This window comes from Bacillus sp. FSL W7-1346 (genome assembly GCF_038593335.1).
GTDB classification, from domain to species: Bacteria; Bacillota; Bacilli; order Bacillales; family Bacillaceae; genus Bacillus; species Bacillus altitudinis.
The window spans coordinates 2,631,044-2,649,846 of record NZ_CP151988.1; the positions used below are offsets into that span (position 1 = coordinate 2,631,044).

The following is an 18,803-nucleotide window of genomic DNA, read 5'->3' on the forward strand; positions in this document are numbered from 1 at the left end:
ACGTGATGAAACCTACTATGTTTTATTCGTATTCTTATATAAATTTCACAGCAAAACTGGTACACCAAACGTCAATGTATCAAAGACAGCAAGCACTGCCCCTTTACGCTGTTCTTTATGAGCCATTTAAAACCTCTAAATTACATTTTTATAATGTAGCATAGATCCTATTTTGATCATTTCCTACAGGTAATTGAACCGTCAGCATGTCTGATAAAAATGAACAGGATGTAACTGAAGCTTCTCCCGAAATAGTAGTCAACAAAAAAGCGCCAGATGTTTTCCATCCAACGCTTTTTCCCATGACATGTTCAGCACTCATTTTCATGCATCACGTCTCTTTTGCTCTATGTATCCTTTATCCAATAAGCTGATAGGCGATATATAATGCAACCAGCCAGATCATGACGGCTGATGCTTTATTGATCCGGTTCATCCACTTGCCGTTTGTATCTAGCTTTCCTAACATTTTCCCGAGAAGAGCAAGACCCATAAACCATAACCACGAGACGATGATACAGGCTGCGGTAAATGCCACCTTTTCCGCCCCATGATATTGAAGAGAGTTCGTTCCTATTACTCCTATCGTATCGAGAATCGCGTGAGGATTTAATAGGGAAACGGAACAGGCAAATACGATTTGTTTTCTCACAGGCATCAAGTCCATCTTTTCTTGATTACCTGTTGCGGAGCTCGTGTTCCAAACTGACCACCCCATATAAAGTAAAAAGAAAAATCCAATGATAAAAAGACCTATTTGCAAGATAGGAATGGTGAGTACAACAACCGAAACCCCAATGACAGCTAAAGTAATTAAAAGTGTGTCGCAGAGAGCAGCTGTAATGACCACAGGCAGTACGCGATATAATCGAGGCTGAAGGGCTCCTTGCTGAAATACAAATACATTTTGTGCGCCCAAAGGTAAAATAAGACCAAAAGCAAGCACAATCCCATGAATTATCGCAATCGACATTTTCAGAACATTCTCCTTTTCAAGTCATCCTTACACATTTTAACATAAAACATCATGAACGAATTTTACATATTTGATTTGTCCAATAAAAAAAGCGCTGGATGATTTTCCATCCAGACGCTTATTGTTTCTACTGTTATGATGATTTTCGCGCAAGCTCTCTTTCTCTCAGCTCGACACGTCGAATTTTCGCTGACGGAGTTTTTGGTAGCTCGTCAATGAATTCGATTTCTCTTGGATATTTGTACGGTGCTGTTGTATTTTTCACGTGTGTTTGCAGTTCTTTAATCAGCTCATCGCTTTGTGTAGATGCATCACGCAGGACGACGTATGCTTTCACGATTGATCCTCTGATTTCATCTGGACTTGCCACGACAGCACATTCTTTCACGGCTGGGTGTTTAATCAGTGCATCTTCGACTTCAAACGGGCCAATTGTATAACCTGAGCTGACGATGATGTCATCCCTGCGGCTTTCAAACCAAAAATACCCGTCTTCATCTTTTTTCGCACGGTCACCAGTAATAAAGTAATCCCCACGGCGCTGCGCCTTTGTACGCTCTGCATCTTTGTAGTATTCCTTGAATAAAGCCGGCGTTTCAAGATGAACGGCAATGTCACCTATTTCTCCTGGAGCACAGATCTGGCCATTCTCATCAATGATCTCTACTTCATTGCCAGGTGTTGGTTTGCCCATGCTACCTGGCTTGATGTCCATTCCTTTCAGCACCCCGACTAGCAGCGTGCTTTCTGTTTGCCCGTAACCATCTCGCACTTCGATATCGAAATGTTTTTTGAACGTATCGATGACTTCACGGTTGAGCGGCTCTCCCGCAGAAACAGCACTATGCAATTTGGGTAGCTCGTACTGACTGAGGTCATCCACTTTTGCCATAAATCGATATTCTGTTGGTGTACAGCATAGAACATTGATTTCATTTTTTTGAAGCAGCTCTAAGTACGTATTCGGATTAAATTTCCCTCCATAAACAAAACCTTCTGCTCCGCTTCCTAAAACAGATAAGAGAGGACTCCACACCCATTTTTGCCAGCCCGGTCCTGCTGTTGCCCATACTTTATCCCCTTCATTAATGGAGAGCCATGCTTTGGCCGCAGTACGTAAATGTGCATACGCCCAGCCGTGTGTATGAACAACCCCTTTTGGGTTACCTGTTGTGCCTGATGTATAAGAGAGAAACGCCATGTCCGTACTTGTTGTGTCTGCCAATTTCAACTCGCTTGACTGCTCTTCCTTTTGCGCAACAATGTTTGTCCAGCCATGATCATTCTCACCAATCGAGAATGTTTTGAAATCTTTTGGCTGGTTGGTTCCTTCAAACGATTGAATGAATGATGCGTAAACAATCGCTCCTTTTGCTTCTGCATGTTCAATTCGGTAATCTATATCTTTAGCGCGAAGCATTTCTGAACAAGGAATCACAACCATTCCTGTTTTTAGAATGGCTAAATAAATGCTGTATGCCTCTAGCATACGAGGCACCATCACAATGATTTTATCGCCTTTTTTAAAGCCTGCATTTAATAGAACATGACCAATTTTATTCGCCTCTTCCACTAATGCTGCATATGTCACATGCGCTTCATGGCCATTTCCGTCCTGCCAGTGCAGGGCGATTTTCTCCTGGTCATGACTGAACGCTTCAATCTCACTGACTAAGTTATATTGTTCTGGTGCAATTAAGTCTTCTCTTTTCATGGTACAGCTCCTTTTAGCCTCTTTCTATGAAACGAATCATGTTTCAATTTACCTATTCTAACACTCATAACTGAAAAATGCTTGAATTAGGACCTACTCCTAGTATTATGCCATAATTTTTTCATTTCGTCTTCTTTTTTAAAAATATTCTAACAATTTATGTACAAAAAAAAGAGCGGGAATGAACCCGCTCATAAGCCATAGCTTTTTAATTGTGTGTCTTAGAAAGATCCGCCACCCATATGTTGTTGAGCATAAGATACAAGACGCTTAGTGATTTCTCCACCAACTGATCCGTTAGCGCGAGCTGTTGTTTCTGGTCCAAGGTTTACGCCAAATTCTGAAGCGATTTCGTACTTCATTTGGTCGATCGCTTGTGCAGCGCCTGGAACGACTAATTGATTAGAACTGCTTTGTCTGTTTTGTTGAGCCATGTGTTCTCACCTCCTTGTGAATATAGAATGTGTAGAAACACATGACTTCATGCGATTGATTTTATGGTAATTATTATGAAATTTTTTATTTAGAATAAATCAGCGAATTTGTCAGCTGCTTTCTTTTCATTTGTGACAACGATTGTTTCGATCTGCTCCACTGCCTCATCAAGCATTGGCTCGAATTCAGCAAAGCTTTCGTAGCGTTCTACTTTTTCAAGTTTTGGTTTTGTTTTTGGAGATGGCGGCGTAAAGATCGTGCAACAATCCTCAAATGGCTGAATGCTTGTCTCATATGTGCCAATTCGTCTCGCTTCTTCGATAATGTCATTCTTATCCACGGCAATCAGCGGTCGAATGATTGGTGTGTTTGTGACATGATTAATGGCATACATGCTTTCAAGTGTCTGACTTGCCACTTGACCAAGGCTTTCCCCTGTAATAATGGCAAGCGCATCACGCTTGGCTCTTATTTTATCTGCAATTTTGAGCATCATTCTTCTCGTTGAAGTCATCGTATAGTTTTCTGGTACTTGTTTGTGAATGAGCTCTTGGATTTTTGTAAAAGGAACGATGTGAAGCTTGACTTCGCCTCCATAGGCAGCTAAGCATTCCGCTAGATCAATGACCTTTTGCTTAGCACGTTCACTTGTATAAGGTGGGCTAAAGAAATGAACAGCTTCAATTTGAATGCCTCGTTTCATTGCCTGATAGCCTGCCACTGGGCTGTCAAAGCCGCCAGAGAGCATTAGCATCGCTCTTCCGCTTGAACCAACTGGCAGTCCGCCTGCACCTTTTACATCTTTAAATGTAATGTACGTCGCGTGTTCTCTTATTTCAATTCGCAAGTGAACATCTGGCTGTTTCACATTAACGGTTAAGTTGTCTGTATTCCTTAGAACATGTCCACCAATTTCTCGGTTCATTTCATTTGAATCAAGCTCAAATTGTTTATAAGAGCGTTTCGTTGAGACCTTAAATGTATTTCCTTGTTCATACACTTCCTGAACCGCTGAGAGTGCCGCTTCTTTGATGGCATCAAGATTTGTCTCACATTTCACAGCCAGGCTAAAGCTTTGAATGCCAAATACACCTTTAAGCTGTTCTGAAATTGGTTCAGGGTCTTCTCCGTTTAGCATGATCGTAATGCGGTCTCTGTCAGATGCATACTTTAATGCTTCAAAGTCTTTTAATACAAACCGGATGTGCTGTCTTAGTTTTTCAATAAATTTCTTTCTATTTTTCCCTTTTGTTGAAATCTCACCAAAACGGACTAAAATATGGTCATACTTCATGTTGTTATCTCATTCCTTTTAATTTTTTCACACTTTGTGCGATCGATGTGATGATTTGTGGCGCTAGCTCTGGTCCTTGTCCATATGTCAAACTGATTCTCATGCTGCTTTTGGCTGCATCTTCTGATTTCCCCATCGCCAGCAGGACACGGCTTGGTTCCTTTTTCTTAGCAGAACAAGCAGACGTTGTCGAAACGTAAATGCCTTCTTTTTCGAGCATATGCAGAAGGACTTCAATTTGAATACCTGGCACTGAAAAATTCACAATGTGCGGTGCACTATGTGTCAGCGGTGTGTTTATGACGACGCCTTCTATCTTTCCAAGCTGCTGCTCTAGCTCCGTTTTTAAAGCGATCATCTCGTCATGATGCTTATTTAAATGTTCAAATGATTGCTTGATGGCTTTTGCTAAGCTGACAGCTCCAGCAGGATTCTCAGTCCCTGAGCGAAGGCCAAGTTCTTGCTCTCCTCCTGTGATAAAAGGCGCAAGCACGATCTCTTTCTTTAAAAAGAGGGCACCTGTTCCCTTCAAGCCGTGAATCTTGTGGCCTGACATCGTTAAAAGATCAATATCCATCTCTTTAGGCAGCGGAACCTTGCCAATTCCTTGTACGCCGTCGACATGAAAAATCGCCTCTTTGGCATACGTCCGAATGATGCTTGCCGCTTCCTCTATCGGCTGAATCGCGCCTGTTTCATTGTTTACATGCATGAGACTGACAAGCACTGTATCAGGGCGAAGCACTTCTTTTAAATGCGTCATATCTGCACGGCCATGCTCATTTACTTGAATATAGGAAATATCAAAGCCAAATAATGTTTTCAGCTGTTCAAACGATTCGATGACAGATGGATGCTCAATCGCTGTTGTGACAATATGTCTGCCTCGGTTCATCTTGGCAAGAGCAGCCCCTTTGATGGCTATGTTATTTGCTTCTGTTGCACCTGAAGTAAAAATAATCTCATATTGTGTAAAGCCTGTATAGTGAAGGATTTGTTTTCGCGTTTCACTTAATAGACGGCTCGCATCAATTCCAAGTTGATGCAGCGAAGACGGATTCCCAAAAAAACGCTCACTCACTTGCTGATGTACTTGTAAAACCTCTGGATAAGGCTTTGTTGTTGCACTATTATCAAGATAAATCATATCTTAAACTCCTTACAAAAAAACTTAAAAAATAAATGCATTTATATGTTACCATAATGAAGTCAGACAGAGAATTTTCTGAAAATGGCAGTTGACAACTTTTCATTTTCACTATATCATCCATAGTGCAATTGTCATATAAACACCTAAATTGTCAGAATATTTAAATTTGACACAATACACTGATTGAGGAGGGACTATTTTGAAAAATAGTTTAAGTATAAAAGAAACATTGGCTATTGGACTAATGCTTTTTGCATTATTCTTTGGCGCAGGAAATATGATTTTCCCGCCTGTTCTTGGACAATATGCTGGTGAAAACGTATGGCTTGCCATCGGCGGATTTCTACTCACAGGCGTAGGTCTTCCGCTATTAGGGGTTATTGCTGTCGCCCTTACAGGTACCGGAGCCAAAGGTCTTGCGGATAAAGCTCACCCTAAATTCGGGACCATCTTCACCGTTATTCTGTATTTATCCATTGGGCCATTTTTCGCCATTCCGCGAACAGGTACCGTTTCTTATGAAATTGGATTAGCTCCATTTCTTTCTGAAGGACAGGCTGAATCATGGATTCCATTATTCATCTTTACTCTGGTGTTTTTCACCATTACGTATCTTCTTGCTTTAAACCCTTCAAAGCTGGTTGATCGAATTGGTAAAGTGCTGACACCAATCTTATTAGCAGTTATTGCCATTATTGTGTTTAAAGCCATTGCTACACCGATGGGAATGATCGGTGCGCCTGATGCGACATATAAAGCAAACCCTCTCTTTACTGGGTTTTTAGAAGGTTATAAAACAATGGATGCTCTTGCTTCTATCGTTTTTGGAATCGTGGTCGTAACAGCTGTGAAAGATAGAGGGATCACAGAACGAAAATCACTTGCATCGGCTTGTATAAAAGCTGGTCTTGTTGCAGCAGTGGGACTAGCACTCGTGTATATTTCACTTGCTTATGTTGGTGCTTCAAGCCCTGATGCAACTGGAATGGTCGGAGCAAATGAAGGAGGAAAACTACTTTCACTTTCTGCAAACTTTTTATTCGGTTCTGCTGGTAACATTGTTCTTGGCGCAGCCATTTTATTCGCTTGTCTCACAACAAGTGTTGGACTTGTCTCGTCATGCGGGGAATATTTTTCAAAGCTTTTCCCAGCGCTTTCTTATCGTACCGTCGTTCTAATTGTTTCTTTATTTAGCACATTCGTTGCAAACCTTGGACTGGCACAAATTATCTCTCTATCAGTCCCTGTACTTGTGGCGATATATCCACTGGCCATTGTCATTATTTTATTATCGTTCCTTGACCGCTGGATTAACGGCAGACGAGTGATTTATGTCGTATCCTTGATCTTCACTGGATTTTTTGCCATTATTGACGGCTTACTTGCTGCCAAATTCAATCTAGGGGGTTTACCTAACTTCTTAGATTCATTCATTCCATTTTACGATTTAGGCATTGGGTGGGTTGTACCAGCGATCATCGGCGCAGGGATTGGCGTACTCATCTCTATGTTGACTGGTCCGCCTAAACAGCTTGCATCCTAATCATTCTTTAAACATCCTCTTCCAAAGTGAAGGGGATGTTTTTTTATTGTCCTCCATATACTAAAATAGAAAAATTCATGACTTTTGTACGAAAACACATGTTGACATCAGGCGTACATCCTTTATAATTAGTGATTGTTAATGATGAACGGTTACCTAGCAACTAATTAACAGAATATTTCAACATAATAATGGAGGCTTTAAATGCAATGAAGGCAACTTTGTCGACGAAAGATACGGTTATCATAGGTTTTATGCTGTTTGCTCTATTCTTCGGCGCCGGTAATATGATTTATCCACCAGAGCTTGGGCAATATGCTGGGCAAAATGTGTGGAAAGCAATGGGCGGATTTTTATTAACAGGTGTCGGTTTACCTCTTCTAGGGATTATTGCAATCGCTTTGACAGGTCGAGATGCAAAAGGATTAGCTGATAAAGCTCACCCAGCTTTTGGAACAGCGTTTACCGTCATTTTATATTTATCTATCGGGCCACTTTTCGCTATTCCTCGTACGGGAACGGTTTCATATGAAATTGGTGCACTACCCTTTTTAGCTGGTGTACCAGCTTGGCTCTCACTTTTTTTATTTACACTGGCCTTTTTTGGTATTACGTATTATCTTGCGCTAAATCCAACGAAAATTGTGGATCGTGTAGGGAAAGTGTTAACACCGATTAAATTTACGATCATTTTGATTATTATCGTCAAAGCCATTTTGACACCGATGGGCGTCATTGGCACACCTGATGTGTCCTATAGCAATGGATCATTTTTCAAAGGGTTTTTAGAAGGCTATAAAACCATGGACGCTCTTGCATCTATTGTGTTTGGAGTTGTTGTCATCAACGCCATTAAAGGACGCGGCGTAACAAGTAAAAAAGCACTCACATCTGCTTGTATCAAAGCTGGCCTAATTGCAGCTTGCGGATTAACATTTGTTTATCTATCACTTGCTTATTTAGGCGCTTCAAGTACACACGCCATTGGTTTTGTTGGAGATGGCAGTAAGATCTTGGCTCAGTCTTCGCAATTTCTTTTTGGCAGTTTAGGTAATATTGTGTTAGGCGCGGCGATTACGGTTGCCTGTTTAACAACAAGCATCGGTCTTGTGACATCGTGCGGAGAGTATTTCTCAAAATTACTACCTAAGCTTTCTTATAAAACAGTTGTGACACTCGTGACATTATTCAGTTTTATCATTTCAAATTTTGGACTTGCTCATATTATCGCTTTTTCAGTACCTGTTTTAACTGCGATTTACCCGTTAGCGATTGTGATTATTGTTTTATCACTTGCTGACAAATGGCTTGGTCATAGAAGACCTGTGTATATCCTTACTTTGATTTTAACTGGCTGCGTCAGTCTGTTTGACGGCTTAGCAGCGGCGAAACTGCCGATTGGTCCTGTGAAAGATCTCTTTCAAACGATCTTGCCGCTATATGACCTTGGCATTGGCTGGATTATGCCTGCCATACTCGGAGTCGTGATTGGATTTGTGATCTCTCTTTTCACTTCTTCTGCTTCAGAAGAACGTCAAAAGCAAGCTTCATAACACGGAAAAAGCTGAAGTCCTAAAATGGACTTCAGCTTTTTTATTGATGCTGATATTCTTTTTCTTGCTGAGTTAAAAGCTTCTGGACGGCTCCAGGTGATGCTTTTTCGACAGCTGCTGCTGCCACTTCAAATGAATCGTTATAATCATAGGCATAAAATCTTCGTTCTGCCTCTTTTAATTGCTCTGAAAGAATGTGGTTTTGACTTCTAAACCGGTTGCCGTATTGTATAATCCGTTCAATTTGATCCACTTTACGAAGCATGTCATGTGTTTCATCAACGACATGTCTGACTGTTTCAGAGGCTTCTTTTAATTGCTGGTTCACTGCTGGCATATTCAGCGGCAAATTCTCTAGCTGCTCCTGCACTTGCCGAATCATCTCCTGCGCTTTTTCAGCACGGTCTTTGATGTCAGCAGGTACACCTGGAATGTTGCTTTTGTGCAGCTGGCGCACTGTATCTGTCAGCATGGTTTTAAGTTCAGCCAATGTTTCTCTTGCCTGTAATTCTTCTTTTCGTAACGATTGAAGGTGATCTTTAAACGCTTCATGAAGCGTTTTGGCATCCTCAATAAAGGTCTCAAGCTGATTGATTTCATCCATTAATAATGTGTATGCGACATGGTCACGATCAAGCTTCTCTCGTATTTGCTTCATGAGCTTTTCAATTTCTTCTAATCGTTTTTCGAAGGCTTTCTGCTGATCCAGCTCTCCTGCTGTAAGCTTGTAGCTTTCTTTCACAAGAGCCGTTTCTGCCTTTGTCTGCGTGTGGTCTTGTTCAAGTTTTTCAAATGCTTCGGTCAGCTCAGGCATTTTGCTCTTGATTTCCTGACCTGCTTCTACTTCTGCTTCTAGCTGATCATACAGCGTCTGAATCGCATCATCAATCATTTGCAGAATGCTTGATGCTTCATCTAAGTTGAGTTCATCAATCAGCAGCTTTTCCGCCCTGGTCAGCTGTTTATTCAAGTTCTCCAGCTCTTTTGTGATCTGGATGTGCTCTAGCTTGTAGCCTTTGTCTGTCATTTCTTTATAACCGTCTTTCAGCTTCGTCAGCTGACCTGGCACCGTTTGTTTGCAGTCTGCGATGAGCTTCGGTACATCATTGATATATAATTGCAGCTGATCGAGTCTGCGGTCTTGCTCAAGCAAAATTTTCCTTGCTGTCATGTAGTTTCCGTTTTCTGTCTCTTCTTCATACTGCTTGATCCCTTCCCAGGCCTCATCTAAGTCCTGCTCCATTTTGTCATAAAGGGTGCCATATAAATGGCTGTAAGCAAGTAGATTTTTTCGTACCGTTTGATATTGCTCTTTGACCTTCTCGATGTCTTTTCGGTTTTGCTCTTCACTTGTGACAAGGTCTGCAATCTCTTTTAAAATGTCTTCGATGTTTGAATCAGCAGCGGTGAGCAGATCTCCTATATGTGCAAGAACTTGCTTCGCTTTGGAGAATCGATATTTATCAGAATACTCCTCTGCATCATATAATAGCTCCTCTACCTTTGGAAGATGGGCTGTGACGATATCGTCCCACTCTGCACGCCATCTTTCAAAAAACTGCTCTGTTTCTCCGGTCATTTTTAAATGTTTGATTTTTGAAATTTCTTCTACAATTGATCTGTTTAAAATTTCAATTTTCCATGCTTCCAATCGGTCAATCTCTTTATATATATTTTTTCTGAGGAAATAACCGACTGAAAACAAAGCAAGCAAAATGACAATTAAACCGATGATAAACTCCATAATGAGCCCCCTTGTTGTGATCTAAGTGATGTCAGGGTAGTGTCCCGAGTAGACCTGAGAACCCTTTCGTGTCCGCTTTGCATTTGTTTTTTATAAGCAGGATTGTATTTTTGCCAATACGATCCATTCACGGTTTTATGTATGTTTTTTCAAGAAAGTCATTCAGGCTTTCTATCATTTGATCACATGTATTGATGTGACCTGTTTTTATGTATGCAGAAGCTGTCGTTTTCATTGTTATTATGATACCATGTAACCAGCATTTTTGGTCATGATTTTTCATTATTTTCGCTGATAAACATGACGTTTTTCAAAATATCGACAAGAGGTGACGACATGTTGAAACAAGATGCACATTTACATACGCCATTTTGCCCGCACGGTACGCTTGATCCTTTTCATTCTTATATTGAAAAAGCAATGAAAAAGGGATTTGATTCCATCACCTTTACCGAGCATGCCCCGCTGCCTCCTTCGTTTCGAGATCCAACGCCTGAGCAGGATAGTGCCATGAAGCTTCAAGACCTTGAAGCCTATTTGACGAAGCTGGATCAGCTGAAACAGGAATACAAAGGACAGTTAATAGTAAAAACTGGGCTTGAGGTCGACTATATCAAAGAGTATGAAGAGGAAACAAGTGCCTTTTTAGACTGCTACGGCCCTGAACTAGACGATAGCATTTTATCTGTTCACTTTCTTCCTGCTGGCAATGATTATATTTGTCTTGATTTTGATGAGCACGCCTTCAAGCAGCTGATCAGCATCTATGGCAGCACCGAACACGTCTATCAAAGCTACTATGAACAAATTCATTCTTCTATTCTATCATCTTTAGGTCCATATAAGCCAAAGAGAATCGGTCATATCACCCTTGTCCAGAAATTCAAACAACTTTTCCCATACGAAATGTCGCCAGAACTATGTCAAAGGGTTACCCTTTGTCTTGAAGAAACGGCAAAAAAAGGCATGTCCTTAGATTTTAATACATCAGGTCTTCGTAAAACATATGCCAGAAGTATCTATTTAGATCAATGGATGATCGATCTTGCAAAACAGAAAAAAATTCCGCTCATATTCGGGTCTGATGCCCATCAAGCGGAAGATCTCGGGTATGCGTATGATCAATTTGAAGACATCATGAGTTTCAGGTGAGGATCAAGTGCCGATTCGTTTGGTTCTAACAGATGATGAAGCGACCGGCTCAGTTCCTTATAGTACGTTTGATAAAAGTAAGGCTCGTTTGGGTTGATATAAAGCACCTCTGTTAAATATTGCGGCTGTAAATATGGCATCATCAGAAGTGATTTTAGCTGGATCATAAATGATGAGAGTGACAGCTGCTTACAAATCACATGGGTGCTTTTTCCTTTTTCAATGATGAGCTGAAACAAGTATTTTTCCTTTGTTAAATAGGTGGACATGATTTCCCTGATCAGCGTTGAATCAATGGTCACCTCTCGATAAACGAAACGGGTTAATTGACGATTTTCATGCTGATAAGATAAAATATCAAAAACCACATGAAGTAAACATTCTTTTGCATGACGGGTTTCCATGTGCTGGATGTGCGATTCAATCATCTGAATATAGCCTTCATAAAAATCGGATACGAGTTGCTCGAGCAGCCCTCCTTTTCCTTGAAAGTAATAAGATATATGGGCAACGTTGACGTTTGCTTCCTTCGCAATCTCACGGACAGAGGTTCCAGAAAATCCTTTTTGGTTAAAAAGTCTGATGGCAGCTTCAATAATACGGTCTTTTGTTTGCACGGTTGTTGATGTTTTCATCCGCTCACCCCTCTTCATGTGTACATACTTCAAGGTGAAGGCGGAAGTTCCTTTAATCATTGCTCGACAAATCCCACATGCGAAGCGCAAGTTATGTATTTTTGAGATAGAAAGTAGGAGATTTTCATGTTTCATGTCGAAAAACAGTCTGGTGATCCATCGAAAGACTATCAATTACTCATCAAGCAAGTAGAAGCGATTACGGATGGTGAACCTGATCTCATTGCCAACCTAGCCAATGCTGCGGCGCTGCTTTATCACTCGCTTCCTGAAGTCAATTGGGCAGGATTTTATTTAGCAAAAGGCGGAGAACTTGTGCTTGGTCCATTCAACGGACTGCCCGCATGTGTACGCATTCCTTCTGGAAAAGGGGTTTGCGGTACAGCATTTGCGACAGGTGATGTACAGCGTATCGCTGATGTCCATGCATTCCCTGGTCATATTGCATGTGATGCAGCATCGCAATCTGAAATTGTGATCCCACTTAAAGTAAATGGACAAATCATTGGGGTACTCGATATTGACAGTCCAGTGAAAGATCGTTTCAATGAAGTGGATGAAACGTACTTAGTTCAATTTACAGAGGTTCTCCAAAATGCGTTATCAGCCTCTACTGATGCGTCATGATGCGTGAAAAGCAGACAATGTGTCTGCTTTTTTGTTTTGCTTTCTTCCCGGATGAATGCCGACCACGTTTGACATTCTCCTCTTTAAATAGGTTGACTTCTCCTATCTGGCGTCATATAATAGAGTTTGTGTGAAATATGGCAGCCTTTTTGTTCGGCTTTTTTGTATCATTTTGTTCCTTCTATATGGAGGTGCATCTTGTAACTCCCTGCTGCTGGAGCGAGGATGCATGAAAACATAATGACGGAAAAGACAAAGAACAGACGGTTTTTATTTTTCACAAATAAAAACAATAAGGAGGAGTCACATTATGGCTCGCTATACAGGTCCAAGTTGGAAGATTTCCCGCCGTTTAGGCATTTCATTAAGCGGAACAGGTAAGGAACTTGAAAAACGCCCTTACGCTCCAGGCCCACATGGTCCAGGACAACGCAAAAAACTATCTGAATACGGTTTACAATTACAAGAGAAGCAAAAGCTTCGTCACATGTACGGTGTCAACGAACGTCAATTCCGTACACTATTTGACAGAGCTGCTAAACTTCCTGGTAAACAAGGTGAAAACTTCATGATCCTTCTTGAAACTCGCCTTGACAACCTAGTATACCGTCTTGGCCTTGCTCGTACGCGCCGCCAAGCTCGTCAGCTAGTAAACCATGGTCACATCCTTGTTGATGGAAGCCGTGTAGACATCCCATCTTTCTCTGTGAAACCAGGTCAAACGATTGCTCTTCGTGAGAAATCTCAAAACCTTGCAGTTGTGAAAGAATCAGTTGAAGTGAACAACTTCGTACCTGAATACCTTACTTTCGATGCTGAAAAGCTTGAAGGAACTTTCACTCGTCTTCCAGAGCGTTCTGAATTAGCGCCTGAAATCAGCGAACAACTAATCGTTGAGTTCTACTCTCGTTAATTTCATGACTCTCTCAGAGAGTGATCAAACAAACCCTAGAGACCTTGATTGTTCAAGGATTTCTAGGGTTTTTTGTTTGTATTCCATCATGTTCTAACACCTAACTAGATGAGAGTGGATGTATGACAGTGTTTAACCAAATCCTTTTTATGTTATAATACAAATAGATGTAGCGTAAATTAAAAGAAGCCAGGATGCTGTCACATCCCAGCAATGCACAAATGCTTGGCTCAAAGTGAGCTGGCTAGAAGGTACACAATAAATGGACCTACCCTACAAGTTGTCTAGGCTCAAAGGGTGGTCTATTTCTTTTTGTCTATATACGTCAACAAAGCAAGAATAAACATCCCAAATAAAAACATAAGGGACAATGCTTGAAAAGTTGACATAGGCAGCACCCCCTTTCAAGGGGATTTAGCCAAGACCACCTTTGAGTACGCCGTACATTTGCACGCTCTCTATTATACATGAAAACATTGGAAGTTACCTTCCATATTCAAAAACCTTTCTTAGCAGCATAACCACCTTCACGCTTCATTACGTGATTGTCATTCCCACATGCAACTATAGGAAAAAAATATCATTTAGCTGCCGTTTGTCTATTGGTACAATGATGATAGAGATCTTTTTCTAACGCACTAAGCTGGAGGAATTCCATGTTTTTTACCATAGTCATGATTTTCGTTCTCTTTTTCTTGTCTATTTTCGCCTATTCTCTTTTAAGAAAAAAGCAGGTCATAGATGCACCACCAAACCTATTGGCTACGATATCGTTCATATTACTGCTTTATTTTTCTCTCTGCCTCGTGATCGCTGTTCCAAGTGTCATGCTGTGCATCGTTGCTTTAGGGATAAACTATCTTTTTGGAGATTACATCACATATGATTCATTTTTCTCTTTCATCTCGTTCTCTTTATTGGTGAGTGGAATCGTGGTTTTTTGGTCGCCTTTTCTTCTTTTCATAGGCAAAGGGCTGGCTTATTTACTCAAATTCCCTTCATGGCTGACTTTTGCTTTGGAGTGGATCAGTTCTTGGATCGTTTTACACCTCTCGATTAAGTATATCCTTTACATAAAACTAGTAAATATCTCCATTTGGGAGCACGGCACACTCATTTTATCTTTCTTTGTCAGCTTCTTATTTATTGGAATAGATCTCATCTACTCAAGTATTGAACAACGAAAACAGCCGCTGGATGAACAAGCAAAAAGCTCCTAGAGATGATTCTAGGAGCTTTTGCTTGCCCAATTTGTGATCAGCTGCTCAGTTGTCAGGATAGTCGCAAATTCGTCATGCAGTGTTGCAAGTGAAAGGCGATGGATCGTTTCTGGATCATAGTATGTACCGGTTTGATCTGCGAGTCCAAAGGCGGCTGTTGCATCTGACATGAGGTAAGTATCAAAGCCTAGGTTTCCACTCATTCTTGTTGTGGTAGATACGCAGTGTGGTGTTGTGAGTCCAGCGATCACAATAGTGTCGATCTCGTTCGATCTTAGTTGTTCCTCTAAGTTTGTGCCTATAAAGCTACTGTTGACTTTCTTTTGTATGACCGTTTCTTCATCTAGCGGTTTGGCGACCTCTTTGAAGGAGTGCCCTTCATTTGCTGGATGAAATAAGGAGTGCGGCTGATCCGATGTATGCTGAATATGAATGACTGTCCAGCCTTTTTCTCTCCAAAACGTCAATAGACGACTGATGTTCTTCTCTGCATCTAGATTATTCCGTTCTCCCCATTGTTCGTGCTCGAATGCTTTCTGTACATCGACCATAATCAAAGCCTTTTGATGATGTTGCACAAATCCCCACCTCCAAAGAATCTCGTTCATTATATGTAGTGTAAGGAATGGTGGTTGATTTGTACATGTTTTTATTTGGCTATGTACGATGTTTTGTCTGTTTTTGCAGTAAAAAGACAAACCACACACTGGCTATTAAGTAATAGATACCAATGATGGATGTACAATTAGATATGACTTCTGCCCATTGCACTGATTTGACGATTGCCATCCAGATCATATAGATAATCAGAAATGAACATGGGAAATAGAGAAAGTAGCCTAAGAAATATTGTTTGAGTTTTTGCGTCATCTTTTATCCTCCTAAAAACCTTCTGCAACACCTAGTAGACCCTATATAACCATGACATCAAAAAAGACAGCACAAATCGCTGTCTTTTTCATTTTTTAATTCGTATTCTGTCCTCCGCCATTCAATCCTTCTTTCACATAGCCTTTGACTTGGCTTGAGGTTAATAGACCGATATGTCCAACGCCGTGGATGAGGACGTTTCTCGCGCCAATTAAACGTGAGAGGCTGTTGACGACAATGAGATCGGCTGAACTATAGACAGATGTGTAAAGAATTTTTTGATTTGGATCGGTGCCTGGTAATGCTCTGAGTGATACGAGTCCATTCGCTCCACCAAGTGTGACGACGTTTTCAATTTTATCTCCGCCGTCTAGGTTTTTAATATAGTATAACGTGTTCGCACCACCCATACTATGAGCCACAATATCTACTTTTTTGGCGCCCGTTTTGGCTAGTACATCTTTCACGAATCTAGAGAGCCTCGGGCCATTGTTCAGGTTATTGCCTGTTTTGTCTATGAAATCGATTGCAAAAAGTTGGTTTTGATCCCAGCCCTGTGATACTAAGTATCGTTTGATCGAAGCAAAGTTATAAGACGCACCGCCCATACCATGCACCATCACAACCGGATTATGCGCAGCCGCTTTGACTTCTTTCGGCTGGATGAAGGCCATTGAACCTAGCACTAAGGCAAGGGCAACAAGAATTTGCAAACTCTTTTTCTTAAATCGAATCACTTTCATTCCCCCTTATTCATCTTATTCGACTCTATTTTATACAAGAAAAATATGTCAGAAAAGTGAACAAGGTAATGTTTTATGAGATGATTTTACAGCACAATACCTAATGAAAAAGCACCATGGTCTTTTTGAAACTAAAACAAAAAGACTACGAGCCACTCTATCTTTCATATATAATGTGAATAGACAAAAGGAGGTTCTACTAGATGCTATTTACTCAAACACCTGCACCACCTTACTATGCAGTGATTTTCACATCAAAACGAACGAATGTTGAGCAGAAAGAATACGCTGCTGCTGCTCAAAAAATGGAACAATTAGCGAAAGAACTAGACGGGTTTCTTGGAATAGAAAGTGCACGAGATGAACATGGTGTTGGAATCACTGTCTCTTACTGGGATTCATTAGCAGCCATCAAAGAATGGAAAGCACATACAGCACATCAGCGTGTTCAAAAAAAAGGAAAAAAAGATTGGTATGAGTCCTATACAACCCGAATTTGTAAGGTAGAACATGCTTATACAAACGAAGATTCACTTCTTGAATAAGAAACAGACAAATGAGAGAAAACTGCTCTGTAAAAGCTTAATTCCTCCTTCTGAATAAAAAAGAAAAGCACCTCAATGTATATGAACATTTGAGGTGCTTTTCATGATACTTACTGTTTCATAAGGATTTATTTATACGTTACAAGGAAGTATTTCTTTTTCCCTCTTCTTAAGACGGTAAATTGGTTTTCAATTCGGTCTTCAGCTGAAAGGACATAGTCTTTGTCGGTTTGTCTCTCTCCGTTGATGTAGACGGCACCGTTTGTGATATCTTCACGTGCTTGACGTTTTGATGGAGACAGTTTTGATTCGACAAGAACATCAACAAGTGTTAATTCTTCTCCACTGTCTTTCTCCATTGATGGCACATCTTTAAAGCCTACTTTCACTTCTTCTGCTGTAAGAGATTTGATCTCGCCTTTAAATAGCGCATTTGAGATGTTGACAGCCTGTTCTAGTGATTCACGGCCATGCACAAGTGTTGTGACTTCTTCTGCCAAACGGCGCTGTGCTTCACGTTTTTCAGGGGCTGTTTGCACTTTTTCTTCGTACGATGCGATCTCTTCTTTTGATAGGAACGTAAAGTATTTTAAGTATTTCACGACATCACGGTCATCTGTGTTAATCCAGAATTGGTAGAATTCATATGGTGATGTTTTTTCTTTATCTAACCAGATGGCACCACCTTCTGTTTTCCCAAACTTCGTGCCGTCTGCTTTTGTCACAAGCGGCATTGTGAGACCGAATGCTTTTGCGCCTTCTGCTTCAGACTTACGGATCAACTCAAGTCCAGATGTGATATTTCCCCACTGGTCACTTCCGCCGATTTGCAGCTTACAGTTTTCATTTCTGTAAAGGTTCAAGAAGTCTAACGATTGCAGAATCACGTAGCTGAATTCTGTGTACGAAATCCCTGTTTCAATACGGGAGCTGACGATATCTTTTGCGAGCATGAAGTTGACACCGAAGTTCTTTCCAATATCACGAAGGAACGTGATGACATTCATTTGACTGATCCAGTCATAGTTATTGACGATAACAGCTGGGTTGTCACCTGCTTCAAAATCAAGGAATTGAGAGAGCTGGCCCTTGATTTTCTCTGACCACTGTTCGACGATTTCTGCTGGGTTTAGTGAACGTTCTGCTTTTTTAAAACTTGGGTCACCAATCAGTCCAGTTGCGCCACCAACAAGTGCAATCGGATGATGGCCTGCTTCTTGGAATCTGCGCAATGTTAAAATTGGGAGTAAGTGACCAATGTGCAAGCTGTCAGCTGTTGGATCAAAGCCGGAGTATAGCTTGATTTTTTCTTCTGCTAATAATTTTGTTAAACCTTCTTCATCTGTTTGTTGCTGAATTAATCCTCTGAACGATAATTCTTCCATCAATTGACTCATATCCAAATCTCCTTTTTTTACAATTCAACATAAAAAACGCCCCTTCGAATGAACGAAGGGACGATATATATCGCGGTACCACCCTGCTTAAAAGACAAAACAACACGTCTTTTCACTTACACTGATAACGGACAGATCCGTTCTTTCACTAATCAGATAGCATATGCTCCTTTTCGTAAAAGCGGTTCGTGAGGGTAATTCGAATATCTCTTTGTACTGACTCGCACCAGCCGTCAGCTCTCTTGGACAGGGAAAGATGATTCTACTGAATCTCAGTCAAAACCTTTTCATA

At 40.8% G+C, this 18,803-nt stretch carries 20 protein-coding genes and 1 other annotated feature; of the genes, 7 read left to right on the plus strand and 13 right to left on the minus strand.

The genetic code is table 11. The features are described 5' to 3' along the window. Positions 1–148: 148 nt before the first annotated feature. From NST09_RS13540 to NST09_RS13565, 6 genes are all read right to left on the minus strand, one after another. Entirely contained in the window at positions 149–328 is a 180-nt protein-coding gene (locus tag NST09_RS13540) for a hypothetical protein (protein WP_046344213.1), read from the minus strand. A gap of 30 nt (positions 329–358) precedes the next feature. Beyond that, a complete protein-coding gene (locus NST09_RS13545) occupies positions 359–973 on the minus strand; it encodes a LysE/ArgO family amino acid transporter (RefSeq protein WP_046344214.1) in 615 nt (204 codons plus the stop codon). Positions 974–1,109: 136 nt separating this feature from the next. Further along, positions 1,110–2,690 (minus strand): acyl--CoA ligase, encoded by a 1,581-nt coding sequence (locus NST09_RS13550; RefSeq protein WP_116307265.1) that lies wholly within the window; start codon positions 2,688–2,690, stop codon positions 1,110–1,112. A gap of 221 nt (positions 2,691–2,911) precedes the next feature. Next, positions 2,912–3,124 carry an alpha/beta-type small acid-soluble spore protein gene (locus NST09_RS13555; protein WP_003216385.1) on the minus strand — a complete coding sequence of 71 codons (213 nt, stop codon included), beginning with the start codon at positions 3,122–3,124 and terminating at the stop codon, positions 2,912–2,914. Positions 3,125–3,213: 89 nt separating this feature from the next. After that, the gene (gene thiI / locus NST09_RS13560; RefSeq protein ID WP_007501769.1) at positions 3,214–4,419 is read right to left on the minus strand and encodes a tRNA uracil 4-sulfurtransferase ThiI; all 1,206 of its coding nucleotides are present in this window, start codon (positions 4,417–4,419) and stop codon (positions 3,214–3,216) included. A gap of 4 nt (positions 4,420–4,423) precedes the next feature. After that, complete coding sequence (locus tag NST09_RS13565) at positions 4,424–5,566, minus strand: cysteine desulfurase family protein (protein WP_144610547.1); 1,143 nt, start codon at positions 5,564–5,566, stop codon at positions 4,424–4,426. 202 nt (positions 5,567–5,768) lie between these two features. On the opposite strand from NST09_RS13565, the gene brnQ (NST09_RS13570) reads away from it, so the two are divergent. Both brnQ (NST09_RS13570) and brnQ (NST09_RS13575) read left to right on the plus strand, forming a co-directional pair. Beyond that, a complete protein-coding gene (gene brnQ / locus NST09_RS13570; RefSeq protein WP_057079202.1) occupies positions 5,769–7,112 on the plus strand; it encodes a branched-chain amino acid transport system II carrier protein in 1,344 nt (447 codons plus the stop codon). Positions 7,113–7,321: 209 nt separating this feature from the next. Then, a complete protein-coding gene (gene brnQ, locus NST09_RS13575; protein WP_050827562.1) occupies positions 7,322–8,665 on the plus strand; it encodes a branched-chain amino acid transport system II carrier protein in 1,344 nt (447 codons plus the stop codon). Between the two features lie 40 nt (positions 8,666–8,705). On the opposite strand, the gene ezrA is transcribed toward brnQ (NST09_RS13575), so the two are convergent. Next, a complete protein-coding gene (gene ezrA, locus NST09_RS13580) occupies positions 8,706–10,409 on the minus strand; it encodes a septation ring formation regulator EzrA (protein WP_342493056.1) in 1,704 nt (567 codons plus the stop codon). A gap of 336 nt (positions 10,410–10,745) precedes the next feature. Between ezrA and hisJ the strand changes: the two genes are divergently transcribed. Continuing rightward, positions 10,746–11,561 (plus strand): histidinol-phosphatase HisJ, encoded by an 816-nt coding sequence (gene hisJ / locus NST09_RS13585; RefSeq protein WP_046344221.1) that lies wholly within the window; start codon positions 10,746–10,748, stop codon positions 11,559–11,561. Here hisJ and refZ read toward each other — a convergent pair. Continuing rightward, a complete protein-coding gene (refZ, locus tag NST09_RS13590) occupies positions 11,531–12,196 on the minus strand; it encodes a forespore capture DNA-binding protein RefZ (RefSeq protein ID WP_058337281.1) in 666 nt (221 codons plus the stop codon). The two genes, hisJ and refZ, sit on opposite strands and share 31 nt — an antisense overlap. A 126-nt stretch (positions 12,197–12,322) precedes the next feature. Here refZ and NST09_RS13595 point away from each other — a divergent pair, with 126 nt between their 5' ends. Then, on the plus strand, positions 12,323–12,823 hold the full coding sequence (locus NST09_RS13595) for a GAF domain-containing protein (RefSeq protein WP_041092574.1): 501 nt from the start codon (positions 12,323–12,325) through the stop codon (positions 12,821–12,823). 310 nt (positions 12,824–13,133) lie between these two features. Beyond that, on the plus strand, positions 13,134–13,736 hold the full coding sequence (rpsD, locus tag NST09_RS13600; protein ID WP_007501777.1) for a 30S ribosomal protein S4: 603 nt from the start codon (positions 13,134–13,136) through the stop codon (positions 13,734–13,736). Between the two features lie 302 nt (positions 13,737–14,038). Here the strand turns inward: rpsD and NST09_RS13605 are convergent, their stop codons facing one another. Next, positions 14,039–14,125 (minus strand): putative holin-like toxin, encoded by an 87-nt coding sequence (locus NST09_RS13605; protein WP_017358303.1) that lies wholly within the window; start codon positions 14,123–14,125, stop codon positions 14,039–14,041. A gap of 267 nt (positions 14,126–14,392) precedes the next feature. Here NST09_RS13605 and NST09_RS13610 point away from each other — a divergent pair, with 267 nt between their 5' ends. Beyond that, positions 14,393–14,956, plus strand: coding sequence for a hypothetical protein (locus NST09_RS13610; protein ID WP_058213923.1), 564 nt, complete (start codon positions 14,393–14,395; stop codon positions 14,954–14,956). 8 nt (positions 14,957–14,964) lie between these two features. Here the strand turns inward: NST09_RS13610 and NST09_RS13615 are convergent, their stop codons facing one another. From NST09_RS13615 to NST09_RS13625, 3 genes are all read right to left on the minus strand, one after another. Beyond that, positions 14,965–15,564 (minus strand): cysteine hydrolase family protein, encoded by a 600-nt coding sequence (locus NST09_RS13615; RefSeq protein ID WP_116307273.1) that lies wholly within the window; start codon positions 15,562–15,564, stop codon positions 14,965–14,967. A 49-nt stretch (positions 15,565–15,613) separates the two neighbouring features. After that, positions 15,614–15,826 carry a hypothetical protein gene (locus NST09_RS13620; protein WP_035702043.1) on the minus strand — a complete coding sequence of 71 codons (213 nt, stop codon included), beginning with the start codon at positions 15,824–15,826 and terminating at the stop codon, positions 15,614–15,616. 95 nt (positions 15,827–15,921) lie between these two features. Further along, a complete protein-coding gene (locus NST09_RS13625) occupies positions 15,922–16,569 on the minus strand; it encodes a triacylglycerol lipase (RefSeq protein ID WP_025207804.1) in 648 nt (215 codons plus the stop codon). Between the two features lie 203 nt (positions 16,570–16,772). Between NST09_RS13625 and NST09_RS13630 the strand changes: the two genes are divergently transcribed. After that, on the plus strand, positions 16,773–17,114 hold the full coding sequence (locus NST09_RS13630; protein ID WP_007501790.1) for an antibiotic biosynthesis monooxygenase: 342 nt from the start codon (positions 16,773–16,775) through the stop codon (positions 17,112–17,114). Between the two features lie 128 nt (positions 17,115–17,242). On the opposite strand, the gene tyrS is transcribed toward NST09_RS13630, so the two are convergent. Then, positions 17,243–18,511, minus strand: a complete 1,269-nt coding sequence (gene tyrS, locus NST09_RS13635; RefSeq protein ID WP_048002736.1) for a tyrosine--tRNA ligase — start codon at positions 18,509–18,511, stop codon at positions 17,243–17,245. A 53-nt stretch (positions 18,512–18,564) separates the two neighbouring features. Further along, positions 18,565–18,800 (minus strand) — a binding site (T-box leader). Between the last annotated feature and the right edge of the window lie 3 nt (positions 18,801–18,803).